Annotated in this window: 20 protein-coding genes; 11 read left to right on the forward strand and 9 right to left on the reverse strand. The window is 68.0% G+C overall.

From position 1 onward, the window contains the following. Nucleotides 1–40: 40 nt before the first annotated feature. On the reverse strand, nucleotides 41–442 hold the full coding sequence (locus E4A53_RS12140) for a hypothetical protein (RefSeq protein ID WP_136163387.1): 402 nt from the start codon (nucleotides 440–442) through the stop codon (nucleotides 41–43). 163 nt (nucleotides 443–605) lie between these two features. On the opposite strand from E4A53_RS12140, the gene E4A53_RS12145 reads away from it, so the two are divergent. Then, nucleotides 606–1,145 (forward strand): CHAP domain-containing protein, encoded by a 540-nt coding sequence (locus tag E4A53_RS12145; protein WP_420822628.1) that lies wholly within the window; start codon nucleotides 606–608, stop codon nucleotides 1,143–1,145. Here the strand turns inward: E4A53_RS12145 and E4A53_RS12150 are convergent, their stop codons facing one another. The 3 genes from E4A53_RS12150 to typA form a co-directional block, all read right to left on the reverse strand. Next, nucleotides 1,146–1,517, reverse strand: coding sequence for a hypothetical protein (locus E4A53_RS12150; RefSeq protein ID WP_136163389.1), 372 nt, complete (start codon nucleotides 1,515–1,517; stop codon nucleotides 1,146–1,148). Between the two features lie 215 nt (nucleotides 1,518–1,732). Further along, entirely contained in the window at nucleotides 1,733–2,386 is a 654-nt protein-coding gene (locus E4A53_RS12155; protein WP_168694381.1) for a PEPxxWA-CTERM sorting domain-containing protein, read from the reverse strand. 180 nt (nucleotides 2,387–2,566) lie between these two features. After that, nucleotides 2,567–4,399 carry a translational GTPase TypA gene (typA, locus tag E4A53_RS12160; protein ID WP_136163390.1) on the reverse strand — a complete coding sequence of 611 codons (1,833 nt, stop codon included), beginning with the start codon at nucleotides 4,397–4,399 and terminating at the stop codon, nucleotides 2,567–2,569. Between the two features lie 132 nt (nucleotides 4,400–4,531). On the opposite strand from typA, the gene E4A53_RS12165 reads away from it, so the two are divergent. The 3 genes from E4A53_RS12165 (at nucleotide 4,532) to E4A53_RS12175 (ending at nucleotide 6,977) form a co-directional block, all read left to right on the forward strand. Then, on the forward strand, nucleotides 4,532–4,921 hold the full coding sequence (locus E4A53_RS12165) for a hypothetical protein (RefSeq protein ID WP_239018289.1): 390 nt from the start codon (nucleotides 4,532–4,534) through the stop codon (nucleotides 4,919–4,921). A gap of 115 nt (nucleotides 4,922–5,036) precedes the next feature. Beyond that, on the forward strand, nucleotides 5,037–6,251 hold the full coding sequence (locus E4A53_RS12170) for a toxic anion resistance protein (RefSeq protein ID WP_136163391.1): 1,215 nt from the start codon (nucleotides 5,037–5,039) through the stop codon (nucleotides 6,249–6,251). Nucleotides 6,252–6,260: 9 nt separating this feature from the next. Then, nucleotides 6,261–6,977, forward strand: a complete 717-nt coding sequence (locus E4A53_RS12175; RefSeq protein ID WP_136163392.1) for a hypothetical protein — start codon at nucleotides 6,261–6,263, stop codon at nucleotides 6,975–6,977. Nucleotides 6,978–6,993: 16 nt separating this feature from the next. On the opposite strand, the gene E4A53_RS14685 is transcribed toward E4A53_RS12175, so the two are convergent. The 3 genes from E4A53_RS14685 to pabB form a co-directional block, all read right to left on the reverse strand. Beyond that, complete coding sequence (locus tag E4A53_RS14685; RefSeq protein ID WP_168694382.1) at nucleotides 6,994–7,140, reverse strand: hypothetical protein; 147 nt, start codon at nucleotides 7,138–7,140, stop codon at nucleotides 6,994–6,996. A 102-nt stretch (nucleotides 7,141–7,242) separates the two neighbouring features. Beyond that, complete coding sequence (locus tag E4A53_RS12180; protein WP_136163393.1) at nucleotides 7,243–8,445, reverse strand: pyridoxal phosphate-dependent aminotransferase; 1,203 nt, start codon at nucleotides 8,443–8,445, stop codon at nucleotides 7,243–7,245. A gap of 30 nt (nucleotides 8,446–8,475) precedes the next feature. Further along, nucleotides 8,476–10,278, reverse strand: coding sequence for an aminodeoxychorismate synthase component I (pabB, locus tag E4A53_RS12185; protein ID WP_206366315.1), 1,803 nt, complete (start codon nucleotides 10,276–10,278; stop codon nucleotides 8,476–8,478). 9 nt (nucleotides 10,279–10,287) lie between these two features. On the opposite strand from pabB, the gene E4A53_RS12190 reads away from it, so the two are divergent. Beyond that, entirely contained in the window at nucleotides 10,288–10,950 is a 663-nt protein-coding gene (locus E4A53_RS12190; protein ID WP_136163394.1) for an MBL fold metallo-hydrolase, read from the forward strand. Between the two features lie 4 nt (nucleotides 10,951–10,954). Here the strand turns inward: E4A53_RS12190 and E4A53_RS12195 are convergent, their stop codons facing one another. Continuing rightward, nucleotides 10,955–11,425 carry an MAPEG family protein gene (locus tag E4A53_RS12195; RefSeq protein WP_136163395.1) on the reverse strand — a complete coding sequence of 157 codons (471 nt, stop codon included), beginning with the start codon at nucleotides 11,423–11,425 and terminating at the stop codon, nucleotides 10,955–10,957. A gap of 189 nt (nucleotides 11,426–11,614) precedes the next feature. Between E4A53_RS12195 and rpmF the strand changes: the two genes are divergently transcribed. The 5 genes from rpmF (at nucleotide 11,615) to E4A53_RS12220 (ending at nucleotide 14,603) form a co-directional block, all read left to right on the forward strand. Next, nucleotides 11,615–11,794: a 50S ribosomal protein L32 gene (rpmF, locus tag E4A53_RS12200; RefSeq protein ID WP_136163439.1), complete on the forward strand. Its 180-nt coding sequence runs from the start codon at nucleotides 11,615–11,617 to the stop codon at nucleotides 11,792–11,794. A 28-nt stretch (nucleotides 11,795–11,822) separates the two neighbouring features. Next, nucleotides 11,823–12,875 (forward strand): phosphate acyltransferase PlsX, encoded by a 1,053-nt coding sequence (plsX, locus tag E4A53_RS12205; protein ID WP_136163396.1) that lies wholly within the window; start codon nucleotides 11,823–11,825, stop codon nucleotides 12,873–12,875. Beyond that, nucleotides 12,872–13,834 (forward strand): beta-ketoacyl-ACP synthase III, encoded by a 963-nt coding sequence (locus E4A53_RS12210; protein WP_136163397.1) that lies wholly within the window; start codon nucleotides 12,872–12,874, stop codon nucleotides 13,832–13,834. Before plsX ends, E4A53_RS12210 begins: the two co-directional genes overlap by 4 nt. An 80-nt stretch (nucleotides 13,835–13,914) precedes the next feature. Next, complete coding sequence (locus E4A53_RS12215; RefSeq protein WP_136163398.1) at nucleotides 13,915–14,214, forward strand: integration host factor subunit alpha; 300 nt, start codon at nucleotides 13,915–13,917, stop codon at nucleotides 14,212–14,214. A gap of 5 nt (nucleotides 14,215–14,219) precedes the next feature. Then, nucleotides 14,220–14,603, forward strand: a complete 384-nt coding sequence (locus E4A53_RS12220) for a MerR family transcriptional regulator (protein ID WP_136163399.1) — start codon at nucleotides 14,220–14,222, stop codon at nucleotides 14,601–14,603. Between the two features lie 239 nt (nucleotides 14,604–14,842). Here the strand turns inward: E4A53_RS12220 and E4A53_RS15020 are convergent, their stop codons facing one another. Next, a complete protein-coding gene (locus tag E4A53_RS15020) occupies nucleotides 14,843–15,595 on the reverse strand; it encodes a cold-shock protein (RefSeq protein ID WP_136163400.1) in 753 nt (250 codons plus the stop codon). A gap of 235 nt (nucleotides 15,596–15,830) precedes the next feature. Between E4A53_RS15020 and E4A53_RS12230 the strand changes: the two genes are divergently transcribed. Continuing rightward, complete coding sequence (locus tag E4A53_RS12230; RefSeq protein WP_136163401.1) at nucleotides 15,831–16,619, forward strand: TerC family protein; 789 nt, start codon at nucleotides 15,831–15,833, stop codon at nucleotides 16,617–16,619. Nucleotides 16,620–16,624: the final 5 nt, after the last annotated feature.

The raw sequence follows: 16,624 nt of genomic DNA on the forward strand, positions 1-16,624 counted from the left end.
GGCAACCCCGCACGCCGCGCGGGCAGTGGTTGGACGCCCGTCAGCGCCGCCGGTAGCGCGGCAGGCCGTAACGCTGCTGCGAGAAGGAGATCATCGCGCCGGCATTGTCGCCGAGCGGGATAGCCGCCGCGCCATAAAAGCCGCGCGTGCCGCCGGTGCCGATCATGAAACCGACCTCGCCGTGGACCCGCCGGTCCGGCCGATCGATACCGTCAAGCGCATCGTCATCCACCGCGCCGCCGCCCGTCGCCTGGGCAAGCGCGGCGTCGACCTTCTTTTCACTGCCGTCGGCCATCGCCGCCTCGCGCTGTTCCGGGGTCAGACGGATGACATGCGCCGGGGCTTCGGCATCGGTCGCGCCATCCACCGCCTGTGCAAGCGCCGGCGCAGCACAGTACAGGGCGGAAAACCCGACAACGGACAGGATCGGACGCAGGGCCATGCCACGGTCCTGCGCCGTTTAGCCTGACCGCCGCCTGAACCAAACGCACTGATCGCGCCGCCGCGTCGATTCACCGCAAAGCGGCGGATGCGTTAACCCGCCGCTCTTTCCTCCCGGCGCCTGTGCCGCCAGACCGGTTTCACCTCGAAGGGGCGGCATTTTGATCAGCGGTTCGATTCGCACGATTTTCTGCGCGGCGGTTCTTGCGGCTTCAGCTATTGCCGCCACGCCGGCGATGGCGCAGTTCTGGCAGTGCGCGCCGTTCGCCCGCTCCATTTCCGGCATCGACATTCGCGGCAATGCCGGCACCTGGTGGGCACAGGCGGAGGACCGCTACGACCGCGGCCAGTTGCCGCAGGCGGGCGCCGTCGTCGTGCTGAAACCCTATGCCGACATGCGCGTCGGCCATGTCGCGATGGTCAGCAAGATCGTCTCGGCGCGCGAAGTGCTGGTTACCCACGCCAACTGGTCGCGGCGCGGCCAGGTCGAACGCAACGTCCGCATGGTCGACGTGTCGGACGCCGGCGACTGGAGCCAAGTCCGCGTCTGGTACGCCGGCTCGGGCGACCTCGGCACTACTGTCTACCCGGCCTACGGCTTCATCTACGCGAAGGACGCGCCGGCCGGGGCCGACGCGCCTGCGCCGCAAGTCGCCTCCACCCGCATGGCGGATGTCGGCGCGGTCATTCGCGCGCTGCGCTGATCAGTCGCAGACGCGCACCCGCCGCCAGCCATAGCCGTCCCACTCGCGGTCCCACCAGCAGCGGCCATAGTCACCGTAATAGGGGCCGGGCGCGTAATAGCGCGGAGGCGGGGCATAGCCGTACCCATAACCGCCGCCATAATAGCCGCGATCGCGCGAAGCGAGAGCGGAGCCGACCGCCAGGCCAAGGATGCCGGCGCCGATCGCCAGGCCGGCGCGGTCGCCGCGATAGCCCCGATAGTGGTGGCTATAGCCGCCATGACCGCCATAATAGCCACGCCCGTAGGGCCGCGCCTCGGCCGGTGTGGTTGCCGCTACCATCGCGCCGACCGCGACGGCCGACAGCGCCACCTTCCCCATCCAAGTCTTCATCGCATGTCTCCACCTGAGCAGTACACGACGCGCGGCGGTGCGACTCGCACACTGTCCCGTCGTCTTATGCACTATCGCGCAAGCCGGCTGAACCGGCGGCGAACCGCTCGTTAACCTGCAATTCAAACGCCGATGGTGGAAATTCCGCGCACGGCGGGCGCGAAAGCGACGGGAAAAGGCGCTGCCCCTTCCCGCCCCCGTTCGCTGATCAGCGATCAGGCCGCCAGCGGCGCCGCGCGGCGGGTGCGGCGCACCGCGCCGCCGACCAGCGCGAAACCGCCGATCATCATCGCCCAGGTCGCCGGCTCCGGCACCGCATTGAAGCGGACTTCCGACAGGCCAGCCGAATAAGTGGTGTAGATCGTCCCCTCGGCATAGTTGCTGAGAATGTCGATCTGGACGTAGCGCGCGTCGCCACCGATCGCGAAACGCTGCGCGCCGATCGGCGAGCCGTCAGGCGCCCGTTCCATCCGGCCGCTGAACACCTCGGCAAAGCTGGCGCCGTCGAGCGAGGTCAGGATGCGGAAATCCTTCACCCCCCGGTCGAGGGTGGAGATGACCGGCGTGTTGGTGCCGAAATTATACTGCCAGATGTCGGCGCTGGTCAGCGTGTAGACCGCGCCCAGGTCGAAGGTCAGCAGCGCCTGCGCCGCGCCCACACCCTGGTTGGTCATCCACATATTGGCGAAATTCGAGTCGTGCAGGTCGCCGGACAGGCCGCTGCCGTTGATCAGATTCTCGGCCTTGTAGAAGCCGCCATGGGTCTGGGTGCTGGATGCGGTGACGCTGACCGGGGTGACGACCACGGCCGATGCCGGGACCGCAGCCGCGAGCGCGACGGCGGCCAGAACGAAACTGGACTTGAGCATGATGAAGATTCCCCATGAAGGACTTGATGCGTCCGATTCGCCGGCATGCGGCGGTGGACAGCGCCCTCCTTCCATCCGGGGCTGACAGTTTGATGACCGCGCCGGTAACCATGCTGTCACGCGGGGCGGGCATGGCCGCGCGAGTCGCCGTCCCGAAACGGGACGGACGGCACGGGAGGGTCAGGCCGCCTTGGCGCGCGACGCCCGCTTGCGCTCGTGCGGATCCAGATGGCGCTTGCGCAGCCGGATCGACTTCGGCGTCACCTCGACCATCTCGTCGTCGTCGATATAGGCGATCGCCTGTTCCAGCGTCAGCCGCCGGGGCGGGGTCAGCCGGATCGCGTCGTCCTTGCCGCCGCTGGCGCGGAAGTTTGTGAGCTGCTTCGCCTTCATCGGGTTGACCTCCAGGTCGTCCGGCTTGGCGTTCTCGCCGATAATCATCCCCTCGTAGAGCGGGTCACCCGGCGCGACCATCAGTATGCCGCGATCCTCCAGCGCGTTCAGCGCATAGGCATTGGCCTCGCCGCCGCCGTTGGAGATCAGCACGCCGTTCTTCCGCCCCTCGATCACGCCCTTGTACGGCCCGTATTTCTCGAACAGCCGGTTCATGATGCCGGTGCCGCGCGTGTCGGACAGGAATTCGCCGTGATAGCCGATCAGCCCGCGCGACGGGGCGGAAAAGGTGATCCGCGTCTTGCCGCCGCCGGACGGGCGCATGTCGGTCAGCTCCGCCTTGCGGATCGCCATCTTCTCGACGACGGTGCCCGAATGCTCGTCATCGACGTCGATGACGACGGTTTCATACGGCTCCTGCCGCGCGCCGTTCTCCTCGCGGAACAGCACGCGCGGCCGGCTGATGCCCAGCTCGAACCCTTCGCGGCGCATCGTCTCGATCAGCACGCCAAGCTGCAATTCGCCGCGCCCGGCGACCTCGAAGCTGTCCTTGTCGGCCGCCTCGGTGATCTTGATCGCGACATTGCTTTCCGCCTCCCGGAACAGGCGGTCGCGGATCATCCGGCTGGTCACCTTGCTGCCCTCGCGCCCGGCCATCGGGCTGTCGTTGACCGCGAAGCGCATCGACAGGGTCGGCGGATCGATCGGCTGGGCATGGAGCGGCTCGCTGACGCTGACGTCGGCGATGGTATTGGCGACGGTGGTGTTGGCCAGCCCGGCGATCGAGATGATGTCGCCAGCGCCCGCTTCCTCCACCGGCACCCGCTCCAGCCCGCGAAACGCGAGCAGCTTTGACGCGCGGCCGGTTTCGATGACGTTGCCGTCACCGTCGAGCGCGTGGACTGGCATGTTCAGCTTGACGGTGCCGGAATGGACCAGCCCGGTCAGGATGCGGCCGAGGAAATTATCGCGGTCGAGCAGGGTGACGAGGAACTTGAACGGCCCGTTCGGGTCGGCCTTCGGTGCCGGTACGTGGCGGACGATCGTTTCGAACAGCGGCGCCAGCGTGCCTTCGCGCACGTCCGGATTGTCGCCGGCATAGCCGTTGCGGCCGGACGCGAACAGCACCGGGAAATCAAGCTGCTCGTCGCTCGCCTCCAGCGATACGAACAGGTCGAACACCTCGTCCAGCACCTCTTGCGCGCGGGCGTCGGCGCGGTCGATCTTGTTGACGACGACGATCGGGCGCAGGCCCAGCGCCAGCGCCTTGCCGGTGACGAACTTGGTCTGCGGCATCGCCCCTTCGGCTGAATCGACCAGCAGGATGACGCCGTCGACCATCGACAGGATGCGCTCCACCTCGCCGCCGAAATCGGCGTGGCCGGGGGTGTCGACAATGTTGATCCGGGTCTTGTTGCCGGCATGGTCGTCCCACTCGACCGACGTGCACTTGGCGAGGATGGTGATCCCGCGCTCGCGTTCCAGGTCGTTCGAGTCCATCACCCGCTCCTCGACGCGCTGATTGTCGCGGAACGTGCCGGACTGGCGGAAAAGCTGGTCGACAAGGGTGGTCTTGCCATGATCGACATGCGCGATGATGGCGACGTTGCGAAGGCTCATTCAGAATTCCGATGGTGCGCGAAAAAGCGGGCGGTCGCGCATAGCCTAAATGGTGCGGCGCGGAAAGGGGCGCGTTCGCCCGGGCATCTTCGCTGGGGCATGGCGGACCGATCAGTGCTATAAATACAGGTGATGACTCGCCTCGCCCTGCCGCTGCTCCTGCTGCCCGTACTCGCGCTAAGTGGCGCCGGGGAACCGACCGGCGCGCAGCGGCAGCTGGCGAAGGACATCGCCGGCCGAACCGCCGGAAAGCCGGCGCACTGCGTGCCCACGTCGAACGGCAGCGAGGCATTGCGGATCATAGACGAACGCACGCTCGCCTATCGCGACGGCCGCACCCTGTGGGTCAGCCGGCTCGATGCGCCCTGCCCCGGCCTTGCCCCGGCGCGGACGCTGGTGACCGAGACGTTCGGCGGCCAATATTGCCGGGGCGACCGCTTCTACACGCTCCAGCCTGGATCGACGATGCCCGGTTCGTTCTGCTTGCTCGGCGATTTCACGCCCTATCGCCAGCCGCGCTAGAGTCAGGCCGAAGCGGTGCCCGCCCGTCGACCGACACACCGCCACCTTCCACGAACGCGCTTGAACGGTCGACCAAAGCGCCTAATCTTGGTGGGAAACGCGGGCAGGAGCACCCATGGCAAGCACCCCAACCCAGACGGCGGAGGCCGATCTCGTCCTCAACGCCCCCGATCCGGTTCCTGCCGTCGCGCCGGAAAAGGCGGCCGGCCTCGTGCCCCTCGACAGCGGACAGAAGAGCGCGCTCGACCAGAAAGTCTCCGCCTTTGTCGAGGACTTGATCGCGCAGGACGTCAACAGCCCGGAATTCGGCAAGCGCGTCGATTCGATCACCGCCCTCGGCCAGAAGGAGATCCGCGCCGCCGCCGGTGAAAGCAACCGCTTCCTCGACCGGCCGGTCCGCGCGATGGACCAGGAATCGGGCGTCGGAAACGACCTCCTGCAGCTCCGCCAGACGATCGAGGATCTCGATCCGTCGCGGCGCGGCAACCTGCTCGCCCCGAAGAAGCTGTTCGGCATCATCCCGTTCGGGTCGAAGATGCGCGACTATTTCGACGGCTACAAATCGGCGCAGAGCCACATCGCCACCATCTTGACCCGCCTCGCCGGCGGCAAGGACGAATTGCTGATGGATAATGCCGCGATCGCGGTCGAGCGGCAGAAATTGTGGGCGGCGATGGGCCGCCTGGAACAGATGATCCACATGTCGAAGGCGCTCGATGCCCAGCTGGAGGACAAGGCGAACGACCTCGACGCCAGCGATCCGGCCAAGGCCAAGGCGATCCGCGAAACCGCCTTGTTCTATGTGCGCCAGCGCACCCAGGATCTGCTGACCCAGATGGCGGTCAGTGTGCAGGGCTATCTCGCGCTCGATCTGGTCAAGAAGAACAATGTCGAGCTGATCAAGGGCGTCGACCGCGCCTCGACCACCACCGTCTCCGCACTGCGCACCGCGGTCACCGTCGCCCAGGCGCTGACCAACCAGAAACTGGTGCTGGAACAGATCACCCAGCTCAACACCACGACCGCCAACATCATCGACGGCACCGGCAAGATGCTGAAGGAGCAGACCGGCCGCATCCACGAGCAGGCAGCGTCGGCGACGATCCCGATCGAGGTGCTGCAACGCGCCTTCCAGAACATTTACGACACGATGGATTCGATCGACACATTCAAGCTGAAGGCGCTCGATTCGATGAAGACGACGGTCAACACCCTGTCGGTCGAGGTCGAGAAATCGAAGGGCTATATCGCCCGCGCCGAGGGCGCCGAACAGGCGAAGGCGCTGCCGTCCGGCCCCGATCCGTTCGGCGCGCTGGAGCAGGCGGGGTAAGGACCGGCCTTGGTCGACAGCGACAGCATCATCCGCCACGCCGAGGAATTCATGCGGCGCGTGTCGCCGGAAGGGCGGGCGAGGGCGCGTCGCGCCCGCGAGCGCCGCCGCCGGGCGTTCTGGCGGGTGGCGCGACGGCTGTTCGGCGCCACCGTCGCGATCTTTCTCGCCGCGATCGTCGCCGGGCTGGTCCTCGGGCCGATCGGCGATACCGGCGTACTCGTCACCGCCCTCGCCCTCGTCGTCGCCTGGGGCGCGGTGTTGGCCTTTTCCCGCCGCCCGGAGCCGAGCGCCGAGGCGCTGGTCCAGACCGACCTCGCCCTGCTCCCCGGCCGCACCGAGGAATGGCTGGAGCGCCAGCGCGCGGCGCTTCCCGCCCCGGCCGCCCGGCTGGTCGACGGCATCGGCGTCCGCCTCGACGCGATCGCGCCGCAGCTCAACGGCCTCGACCCGCGCGAACCGGCCGCCGCCGAAGTCCGCCGCCTGATCGGCGAGGATCTGCCGGAGCTGGTCAAGGGCTATCAGCGCGTGCCGGCCAGCCTGCGCCGCGAGGGGCGCGACGGCCCCAGTCCCGACAGTCAGCTTCTCGACGGGCTGAAACTGGTCGACAGCGAACTGGCGCGGATGACGGAGCAGCTTGCGTCGGGCGATCTCGATGCCCTCGCCACCCGCGGCAAATATCTTGAGCTGAAATATCGCGGCGACGCGGATATCCGCGAGCCGTAGCGCCCGCTCTCCGCGGTCAGCGGGCGGGCTGTTCCACCGCCACCGCCGCGGCCGCGGCGGAATCGGCCTCCGAATCGGGCGCCAGGCCGATGACGGCAATGGCGACGAGGGCGAATCCGGCGGCGAAATGGCGGAACAGGTCGGAACGGAAAAAGGCGGTCACGAACAGAATCCCCGTCTGGCGGCTGCGGTCGCTTTTCCAGCTAGCCGCGCAATGATGACAGTTCGCTTAACCCGGCGGTCGGCTGGCGTTCAGCCGGCCGGGTCAGCGCAGCGCGGCGCAGGCTTGCTGGATGCGGGTGCACGCCTCGGTCAGCACCGCTTCCGACGTCGCATAGCTGACGCGGAAACCGGGGCTGAGGCCGAAGGCGCCGCCATGGACGGCGGCGACCCGCGCCTCGTCGAGGAAATAGCCGATCAGCGCCTCGTCGTTGTCGATCACCGCGCCCTTCGGCGTCGTCTTGCCGATGCAGCCGGCGGCATCGGGATAGACGTAGAAGGCGCCTTCCGGCGTCGGGCAGGTCAGGCCGGGCGCGGCGTTCAGCATGGCGACGACCAGGTCGCGCCGCTTGCGGAACGCCTCCTGCCGTTCCTTCAGGAACGCCTGCGGGCCGGTCAACGCCGCCACTGCCGCCGCCTGCGCGATCGAGCAGGGGTTGGACGTCGACTGCGACTGCAGCTTGGCCATCGCCTTGATCAGCCAGGCCGGGCCGCCGGCAAAGCCGATCCGCCAGCCGGTCATCGCATAGGCCTTGGAACAGCCGTTCACGGTCAGCGTACGCTCGTAGAGGTCGGGGCAGACCTGGGCGATCGTCGCGAACGCATAGTCGGCGTAGAAAATGTGCTCGTACATGTCGTCGGTCAGGATCAGCACGTCCGGGTGGCGGCGCAGTACCTCGCCCAGCCCCTTCAGGTCGTCGGCCGAATAGGCGGCGCCGCTGGGGTTGGACGGCGAGTTGAGCAGCACCCAGCGGGTGCGCGGGGTGATCGCCGCCTCAAGCTGGGCCGGGGTGATCTTGTACTGCTGGTCCGCCCCGGCGGCGACAATCACCGGGGTGCCGCCGGCAAAGGCGACGATGTCGGGATAGCTGACCCAATAGGGCGCGGGAATGATCACCTCGTCGCCCGCGTCGACGGTCGCGACCAGCGCGTTGAACAGGGTATGCTTGCCGCCGACATTCACGCTGACCTGATTCGCCTCGTAGGTCAGGCCGTTGTCGCGCTTGAACTTGGTGATCACCGCCTGCTTCAGCTCGGCGGTGCCGTCGACCGGGGTGTATTTGGTCTTGCCGGCGCGGATCGCCTCGATCGCCGCCTCCTTGACGAAATCCGGCGTGTCGAAATCCGGCTCGCCCGCCGACAGGCCGATCACGTCGACACCCTGGCGCTTCAGCTCGAATACCCGGCCGGTCATGGCGAGGGTAGCCGACGGCTGGATGCGGTCGATCGCGGCGGAGAGGCGGGGCATGGCGTTTCCTTATGTTGCGGCGCGGCGGCGCTATAGCGCAACGACTCGTGCGGGCAACAGGCCGCGCAGGGCATTTCCAATCAGAAAGCCATCGGCAAGGTCGGCGGGTGTCAGGTCGGCCTCCTCGGCCCGCCCGCTGTCGAGCAATTCCTGCCTGAGGATGCCGGGCAGTAGCCCGCGCGCCACAGGCGGGGTCAGCAGCCGGTCTCCGCGCGCGACGAACAGGGTGGAGAAGCTGCCCTCGGTCAAAAAGCCGTCGGGGTCGACGAACGCCACCTCGAACGATCCTGCGGCGGTGCGGGCGGCGGTCAGGAAGCCACGGTCGCTGGTCTTGTGGCGCAGGCGGATGTCGGCCGGCGCGACGGGCAGCGGCACCAGCGCCACGCCGACCGGGCCGTCCGGCGCGGCGGGTGCCGCCCGCGCCTCCACCGCCAGCGCGCCGTTGGCGGCGAGCAGCAGCCGTACCCGTGCCGAATCGCGCAGGCGAAAAGTCGCCGCCTGCAATTCATTACGCGCCTGATGCCGATCGAACGGAAAGCCGAATGCCTCGGCGCTCGCCTTCATCCGCGCAAGGTGGAGGTCGAGGCGGAGCAGCCCGTCGACCGGATCGAAGGCCATCGTCTCGATCAGGTCGAATCCCGCCGGTGTCGCCACGAACGCTCCCTTGTCCAGACATTCGCGCCATTCGGCCGCCGGTACGCTGTCGGCCACGATCCCGGCGCCCAGCCCCAGCGACGCCGTTTGTGCCCCCGCGCGCAGGTGGAGCGTGCGGATCGCGACATTGAACGCCGCATCGCCGTCCGGATCAAGTCTGCCGATCGCGCCGGTATAGATTCCGCGCGCCCGGCCTTCGATCGCGGCGATCAGTTCCATCGCCCGCAGCTTCGGCGCGCCGGTAATCGATCCGCACGGGAACAGCGCCACCAGTGCGTCGACCGCGTCGCGCTCCGCCGCCAGCCGGGCGATGACCGTCGACGTCATCTGGTGGACGGTCGGGTAGCTCTCGACCGCGAACAGCCGCGGCACGGCGACACTGCCCGGCGTCGCGACCCGCGCCAGGTCGTTGCGCAGCAGGTCGACGATCATCAGGTTTTCAGCCCGCTGCTTCGGGTCGGCGCGCAGGCGGGCGACGGCGGCGGCATCGTCGCCGGTGCGCGGCGCGGTGCCCTTCATCGGCCGCGCTGTCAGGATGCCGTCCTCCAGCGTGAAGAACAGTTCCGGCGACAGCGACAGCAGCCAGTCGGTGCCGGTGAACAGCAGTGCGCCGTGCCCGGCCCGCTGGCGGCGGCGCAGCCCGGCATAGAGCGCGCGCGGATCGCCGAGCACGGGCACAGCGGCATCAAAGCTGATATTGGCCTGGTAGATATCGCCGGCGGTGATCGCCGCCTGCGCCGCCACGACCATCGCCTGATAGGTGGCGGCATCGACGGGCGGGCGCGGCGCCCCGGCCCAGGCGCCGGCCGGGTCGGGCAGCACCGCGTCGGCGTCGACCGTCTCGACCCGGTCGAACAGGCCGAACCACAGCAGCGGCATGATGGGCGCGCGGGCGACGCCGGCCAGCGCCGGTTCCAGCGCATGCCCCGCCTCGTAGGACAGGAAACCGGCGGCGTGGCGCGACGATGCGCGCAGCCGCGCCAGCGCCGGCGTCAGTTCCTCCGGCCGGTCGGCGCGGACGATCTCCGCCGGTGCGCGGTACAGGCGCGCGCCGCCACCGGGGCCGGCATCATCGAGCAGGACGAACGGTTCGGGCAGGGTCACGCGGGCGTCAAAGCCGGAACCGCGCGCGATGGCAAGGGGCCGCCACGGCTTGCGCCGGCGCGCCGGCCACGCCATCTCCGGGCGATGAGCAATCCCCCCCTGAAGGCGGCGATCGTGCCGGTCACGCCGTTGCAGCAGAACTGCACCCTGCTGTGGTGCACCGCGACCAACAAGGCGGCGTTCGTCGATCCGGGCGGCGACCTGCCCCGGCTCCGCGATGCGGCAACCAAGGCCGGCGTCACGATCGAGAAGATCCTGATCACCCACGGCCATATCGACCATTGCGGCGAGGCGGGGACGCTGGCCAAGGAGTTGGGCGTGCCGATCGAGGGACCGCACGAGGCCGACCGCTTCTGGATTGCGCGGCTGGAGGACGATGGCCGCCGTTACGGCGTCGACGGGCGGGTGTTCGAGCCGGACCGCTGGCTGGCGGACGGCGATACGGTGACAATCGGCGATCTTGTCCTCGACGTCATCCACTGCCCGGGCCACACGCCCGGCCATGTCGTCTTCCACCACCCGGCGTCGAAGCTGGCGATCGTCGGCGATGTGCTGTTCCAAGGGTCGATCGGCCGCACCGACTTTCCGCTCGGCAATCATCAGGATCTGATCGACGCGATCACCGGCAAGCTGTGGCCGCTGGGCGGCGACACCGCCTTCGTGCCGGGCCACGGCCCGATGTCCAACTTCGCGCACGAACGGCGCAGCAACCCGTTCGTGGCCGATTCGGTAATCGCCGCCGGCTGAGCGGCTATTGCAGCGATACGCGCGGCAGCGTCAGCATCGCCGCCGGTGCCGTCTGTGCCGCGCCGATCGTCACCGCCTCGCTGATCCGCCCGCCGGAAGCAAAGGGGATGACGATGGCGCAGATGCCGAGGCCGACCAGCGTCAGCATCGTCACCGCCGTGCCGATGAAGCGCAGCCGCACCACCCCGTCCATGCCAAAGGCGTGGCAGATGCGGGCAAGGACATAGACGACGCCGACTGCCCACAACCACGGGCTGGTCCCTTCCGCCAACTCGATCAGGCCGATCAGAATCAGCACGATCGGGGTGTATTCGACGAAATTGGCGTGGGCGCGCATCCGCGCAATGAGCAGCGGGTTGCCGCCGTCGCCGATGAGGATCTTCTCGCGCGTGCGCACCTGGCCGCAGCGCCAGCCAAGCCAGACGTTGAGCAGCGCCGCAGCGCCGGTTATCGTCAGGGTGATCGGCAGGATCATCTTTCCCTCCCCGCTATCGACAGCGGCATGCCACGCGGACTCGGCGCTTGCAACGATGGCGGGAATCGCTATAGGCGCAGGCTCGCTTGCGCACAGTCGGCCGCCAAAGGTCCGCGGCCCCAAAGGCCGTTGTTCTTCAGCGGCCTTCCCTGCGTACATGGTTGGATTCGGATTGGAACAGGTGCCGTCATGGCAGTGCCAAAGAGAAAGACTTCGCCTTCGAAGCGCAACATGCGCCGCAGCCATGACGCGCTGTCGGCCCACGCCTTCCAGGAATGCTCGAACTGCGGCGAGCTGAAGCGCCCGCATAATATCTGCCCGTCCTGTGGGCATTATAACGGCCGCGAGGTCGTTTCGATCGGGGCCTGACGGTCACGCTTACCGGGAGGTGCGGCGAGTGAGCGGTGCGCCGCGGATTGCGATTGACGCGATGGGCGGCGACGAGGGGCTGGCCGTTATGCTGGACGGCGTTGCCCTTGCGCGCCGCCAGAATACCGCGCTGCGCTTCCTGCTGGTCGGTGACGAGGCGCAGATCCGCGCCGGGCTGGCCAGCCATCCCAATCTTGCCGCCGCTTCGGAAATCGTGCCGGCGGCGGATGTCATCGCCGGCACCGACAAGCCGAGCGCGGCGCTGCGCCGGATCAAGACCAGCTCGATGGGCCTGGCGATCACCGCGGTGAAGGCCGGCAATGCGGACGCCGCCGTGTCGTCCGGCAATACCGGCGCGCTGATGGCGATGGCCAAGATCACGCTGCGCACGCTGAAGGGCATCGACCGGCCGGCGCTGGCCGCGCTGCTGCCGACGCTGGGCGACACCGACCTGGTGATGCTTGATCTTGGCGCCAACACCGAGTGTGATGCGCGCAACCTTGCCGAATTCGCGGTGATGGGCGCCGCCTACGCCCGCACCGTCAATGGCCTGACCCGGCCGCGCGTCCGCCTGCTCAACATCGGCGAGGAAGAGTTGAAGGGCACCAGCGAGGTCAAGGCGGCGGCGGCGATGCTGCGCGCGGCGCCGCACCTGGCGCTGCGCTTTGACGGCTATATCGAGGCCGATCGGCTTGGTCGCGGCGATGTCGACGTCGTCGTCTCCGATGGATTCACCGGCAATATCGCGTTGAAATCGATGGAAGGCACGGCGCGGATGATCACCGACCTGTTGCGCCGGGCGTTCACCAGCTCGCTGCGATCCAAGGCGGGCTTCGTGCTGTCGCGCCCGGCCTTCCACATGCTCGGCACCCATCTTGATCCGAACAACCACAACGGCGCGGTGTTTCTCGGCCTGAACGGCATCGTCGTCAAAAGCCATGGCGGTGCCAACCCGGGCGGGGTCGCCCATGCGATCGGCGTCGCCGCCAAGCTGGTGCACGACGATATCGGCCGGCGGATCGCCGACGACCTTGCCGGCATCGGCGCGCAGGCGCCGACGGCACCGGCCGCCGCGCAATGACGACGCGCTCCGTTATTCTCGGTACCGGGTCCGCGCTGCCCCGGCGCTGCGTCTCCAATGCCGAGTTGGCCGAAACCGTCGACACCACTGATGCATGGATCGTCGAACGCACCGGCATCCGCTTCCGCTACATCGCCGGGGAAGGCGAAACGACGGCGACGCTGGCAACCGACGCGGCGCGCCGGGCACTCGCAGCTGCCGGCATCGCTGCCGACGCCGTCGACCTGATCGTCCTCGCCACCGCGACGCCGGACCAGACCTTTCCCGCGACAGCGACCAAGGTGCAGGCGGCGCTCGGCATCGACGACTGCGTCGCGTTCGACGTGCAGGCAGTTTGCTCCGGTTTCCTCTACGCACTTTCGGTCGCCGACAGCATGATCCGCACCGGCGCGGCGCGGACCGCGCTGGTCATCGGCGCGGAGACGTTCAGCCGAATCCTCGACTGGGAGGACCGCGCCACCTGCGTGCTGTTCGGGGATGGCGCCGGCGCCATCGTCCTCGGCGCGGAGCAGGGCAGCGATCGCGGCATCCTCGCCACGCGCCTGCATGCCGACGGGCGGCACAACCAGTTGCTCTATGTCGACGGCGGCCCGTCGACGACGGAGACCGTCGGCAAGGTGCGGATGAGGGGGCGCGAGGTATTCCGCCACGCCGTCGTCAATCTGGCGGCAGTGATGAACGAGGTGCTCGAGCAAGCGGGTGTTTCCGCCGACGCGATCGACTGGCTGGTGCCGCACCAGGCCAATGCCCGCATCCTCGACGCGACCGCGCGCAAGCTGGGCCTGCCGCCCGAAAAGGTGGTGATGACCGTCGACCGCCACGCTAACACCTCAGCCGCGTCGGTGCCGCTTGCACTCGACGCCGCCGTCGCCGACGGACGCATCCGGCGCGGCGACCTGGTGGTGCTGGAGGCGATGGGCGGCGGCTTCACCTGGGGCGCGTCGATCCTACGCTACTAAAGCACTAGCAGTACTGCGCTTTTACCCAGCAGTGGATTGGTATACTATGCGCTGGCGAGGGGTAGTGAGGGCACTAAGGAATGGCTGAACCGGGAACTTTGACGCGCGCTGATCTGGCGGAGGCGATTCATCTTGAAATCGGCCTGTCGCGTGCTGAATCGGCGACGATCGTCGAACAATTGCTCGGCCATATCAGCGATGCGCTGGCGAAGGGGGAGAATGTAAAGATCTCCAGCTTCGGCAGTTTCGTGCTGCGCGACAAGGGCGAGCGCATCGGCCGCAATCCCAAGACCGGGATTGAGGTGCCGATCGCGCCGCGGCGGGTGCTGACCTTCCGCGCCAGCCAGATGATGCGCGACCGCATCGTCCGCGCCGGCTGACCGTAATGTCCGAGGACAAAGCCGCCGGCGCGTTCCGCACCATCGGCGAAGTGTCCGAGGAACTGGCTCTACCGCAGCATATTCTGCGCTATTGGGAAACGCGCTTTCCGCAGTTACGGCCGTTACAGCGCGCCGGCAAGCGCCGCTATTACCGCCCCGACGACATAGCGCTGGTGCGCCGGATCAACCGGCTGCTGAACCAGGAAGGCTATACGATCAAGGGCGTGCAGAAGCTGCTCGGCGCCCATCCGCACGGTGACGCGCCGCCGCCGGCCCCGGTCGCCGCGCAACCTGCCCAGGCAACGAGCGGCGTGCCCGCTGCGCTGATTGCCGAGCTGAAGCGGATTCGCGCGCATCTGTCGATCGCCCTGGTCGAGGACCGCGCCTGACGGCTGGAGTCCGTCCATAAGGGTGAAACAGCACTCCTGCGCGGGCAGGAGCCAAGCGCATCGTTCCATCCGCTACGAACCGCGGCGTGTGCAGGACCAAAGGTGCGGACGGCGTTGCAGCATAGACGCCGCGGCGGACGCTCCCGCCGCCAAGGCCACAAAAGACCCCCGGCGAAGCGCAGGCTCCGCCGGGGATCGTTCGTCCATTCCGTGCGGGCCGGCAGCCGCCGGCCCAGATGCTACTGGATCGCCTGTAGGTTGACCGCGGCGTATTTGCCGCGCCGATCGACCTCCAGCTCGAACTCCAGCCGGTCGCCTTCATTCAATGCCGGCAGCCCTGCCCGCTCGACTGCGCTGATGTGCACGAAGGCATCGGGCTGGCCGTCATCGCGCTGGATGAAGCCAAAGCCCTTCATCGCGTTGAAGAACTTGACCGTCCCCGACGCTTTCTCGCCGGTCAGCTGCCGCTGCGGCCCGCCACGCGGCGCGCCGCCAGCATCGCGGTCCCGCGGCGGGCCACGATCGGTCACCGGCAACGGCTCGCCCTCGATCTTCAGGTCAGTGGCCGACACGCGGCCGCCACGATCGACCAGGGTGAAGCCGAGCGGCTGCCCCTCCGCCAGGCCGGTCAGCCCGGCCTGCTCGACCGCGCTGATGTGCACGAACACATCCTCGCCGCCATCGTCGCGGACGATGAAGCCAAAGCCTTTCTGGCCGTTGAAGAATTTGACGACACCCTTGCCTTCGCCGACGACCTGGGCGGGCATGCCGCCGCGCCCGCCGCCGCCGAAGCCACCACCGGCCCCGCCGCCGCCGAAGCCGCCGCCGCGCGGGGCGCCGTAACCGCCGCCACCACCGCCACCGCCGTAGCTATCGCCACCGCCGAACCGGCTGCTGCCCCTGTCCTGGTAACCGTCGAAATGCTCGTCGCCGAAACCGTCGCGTTTATCGCGCCCACCACGCTGGCCGCGCCGCCCTCTCTCAAAACTCATGCCCTGTTGATCTTTCCCGGTCCGCCCGACTTAACGCGAGACCTTGCACACCGGGCGACGGGTGCAAGACCTACGGCACGCAAACCAGAGTCGCGCCGACTAGTCATTCATAGCGAAAAAAACATCATCGGGCGAATAATTTCGGAATGGCCACGCCAATTGATGACTATTCATCCCTATAGAGTGCGGCAATAACACACTTCCCGGCCGGCCGGCCGAAGCCAGAGGCACATCGATGGACGCGATCGTCACCCTGTTATCCGACCCGACGGCCTGGGCGGCGCTTGCCACGCTGGTGGTGCTGGAGGTCGTGCTCGGCATCGACAACCTGGTGTTCATCTCGATCCTGTCGAACCGCCTGCCGGAAGGGCAGCGCCAGCACGCGCGGCGGCTGGGCATATCGCTGGCGCTTGGGCTGCGGCTCGGCCTGCTACTCACCGTATCGTGGCTGGTCGGGCTGACGACGCCTGTCTTCGACCTCGGTTTCGTCATCGACGGCGATCATGGGCCGGCGCTGGAAACCGCCTTTTCGTGGCGCGACCTGATTCTGATCGCCGGCGGCCTGTTCCTGATCTGGAAGGCGACAACCGAAATCCACCACAGCGTCGACCCGACGCCGTCGCACGCCATGCTCGACAAGAAGGGCGCCGTGGCACTGTCGTTCGGCAGCGCGATCGTCCAGATCCTGCTGCTCGACCTGGTCTTCTCGATCGATTCGATCCTGACCGCAGTCGGCATGACAGACCATGTGCCGATCATGGTCGTCGCGGTGATCACCGCCGTCGCGGTGATGCTGCTCGCCGCCGACCCGCTCGCCAACTTCATCGCCGACAACCCGACGGTGGTGATGCTGGCGCTCGGCTTCCTGCTGATGATCGGCCTGGTGCTGATCGCCGACGGCTTCGGCGTCCATGTGCCCAAGGGCTATATCTACACCGCGATGGCCTTCTCCGCGCTGGTCGAGGGGCTGAACATGGCGGCGCGGCGGGCGCGGCGGCGGTCGGCTGGGCATGGCGGCGAATGATCGGC

This window comes from Sphingomonas flavalba, assembly GCF_004796535.1.
GTDB lineage: Bacteria > Pseudomonadota > Alphaproteobacteria > Sphingomonadales > Sphingomonadaceae > Sphingomonas_L > Sphingomonas_L flavalba.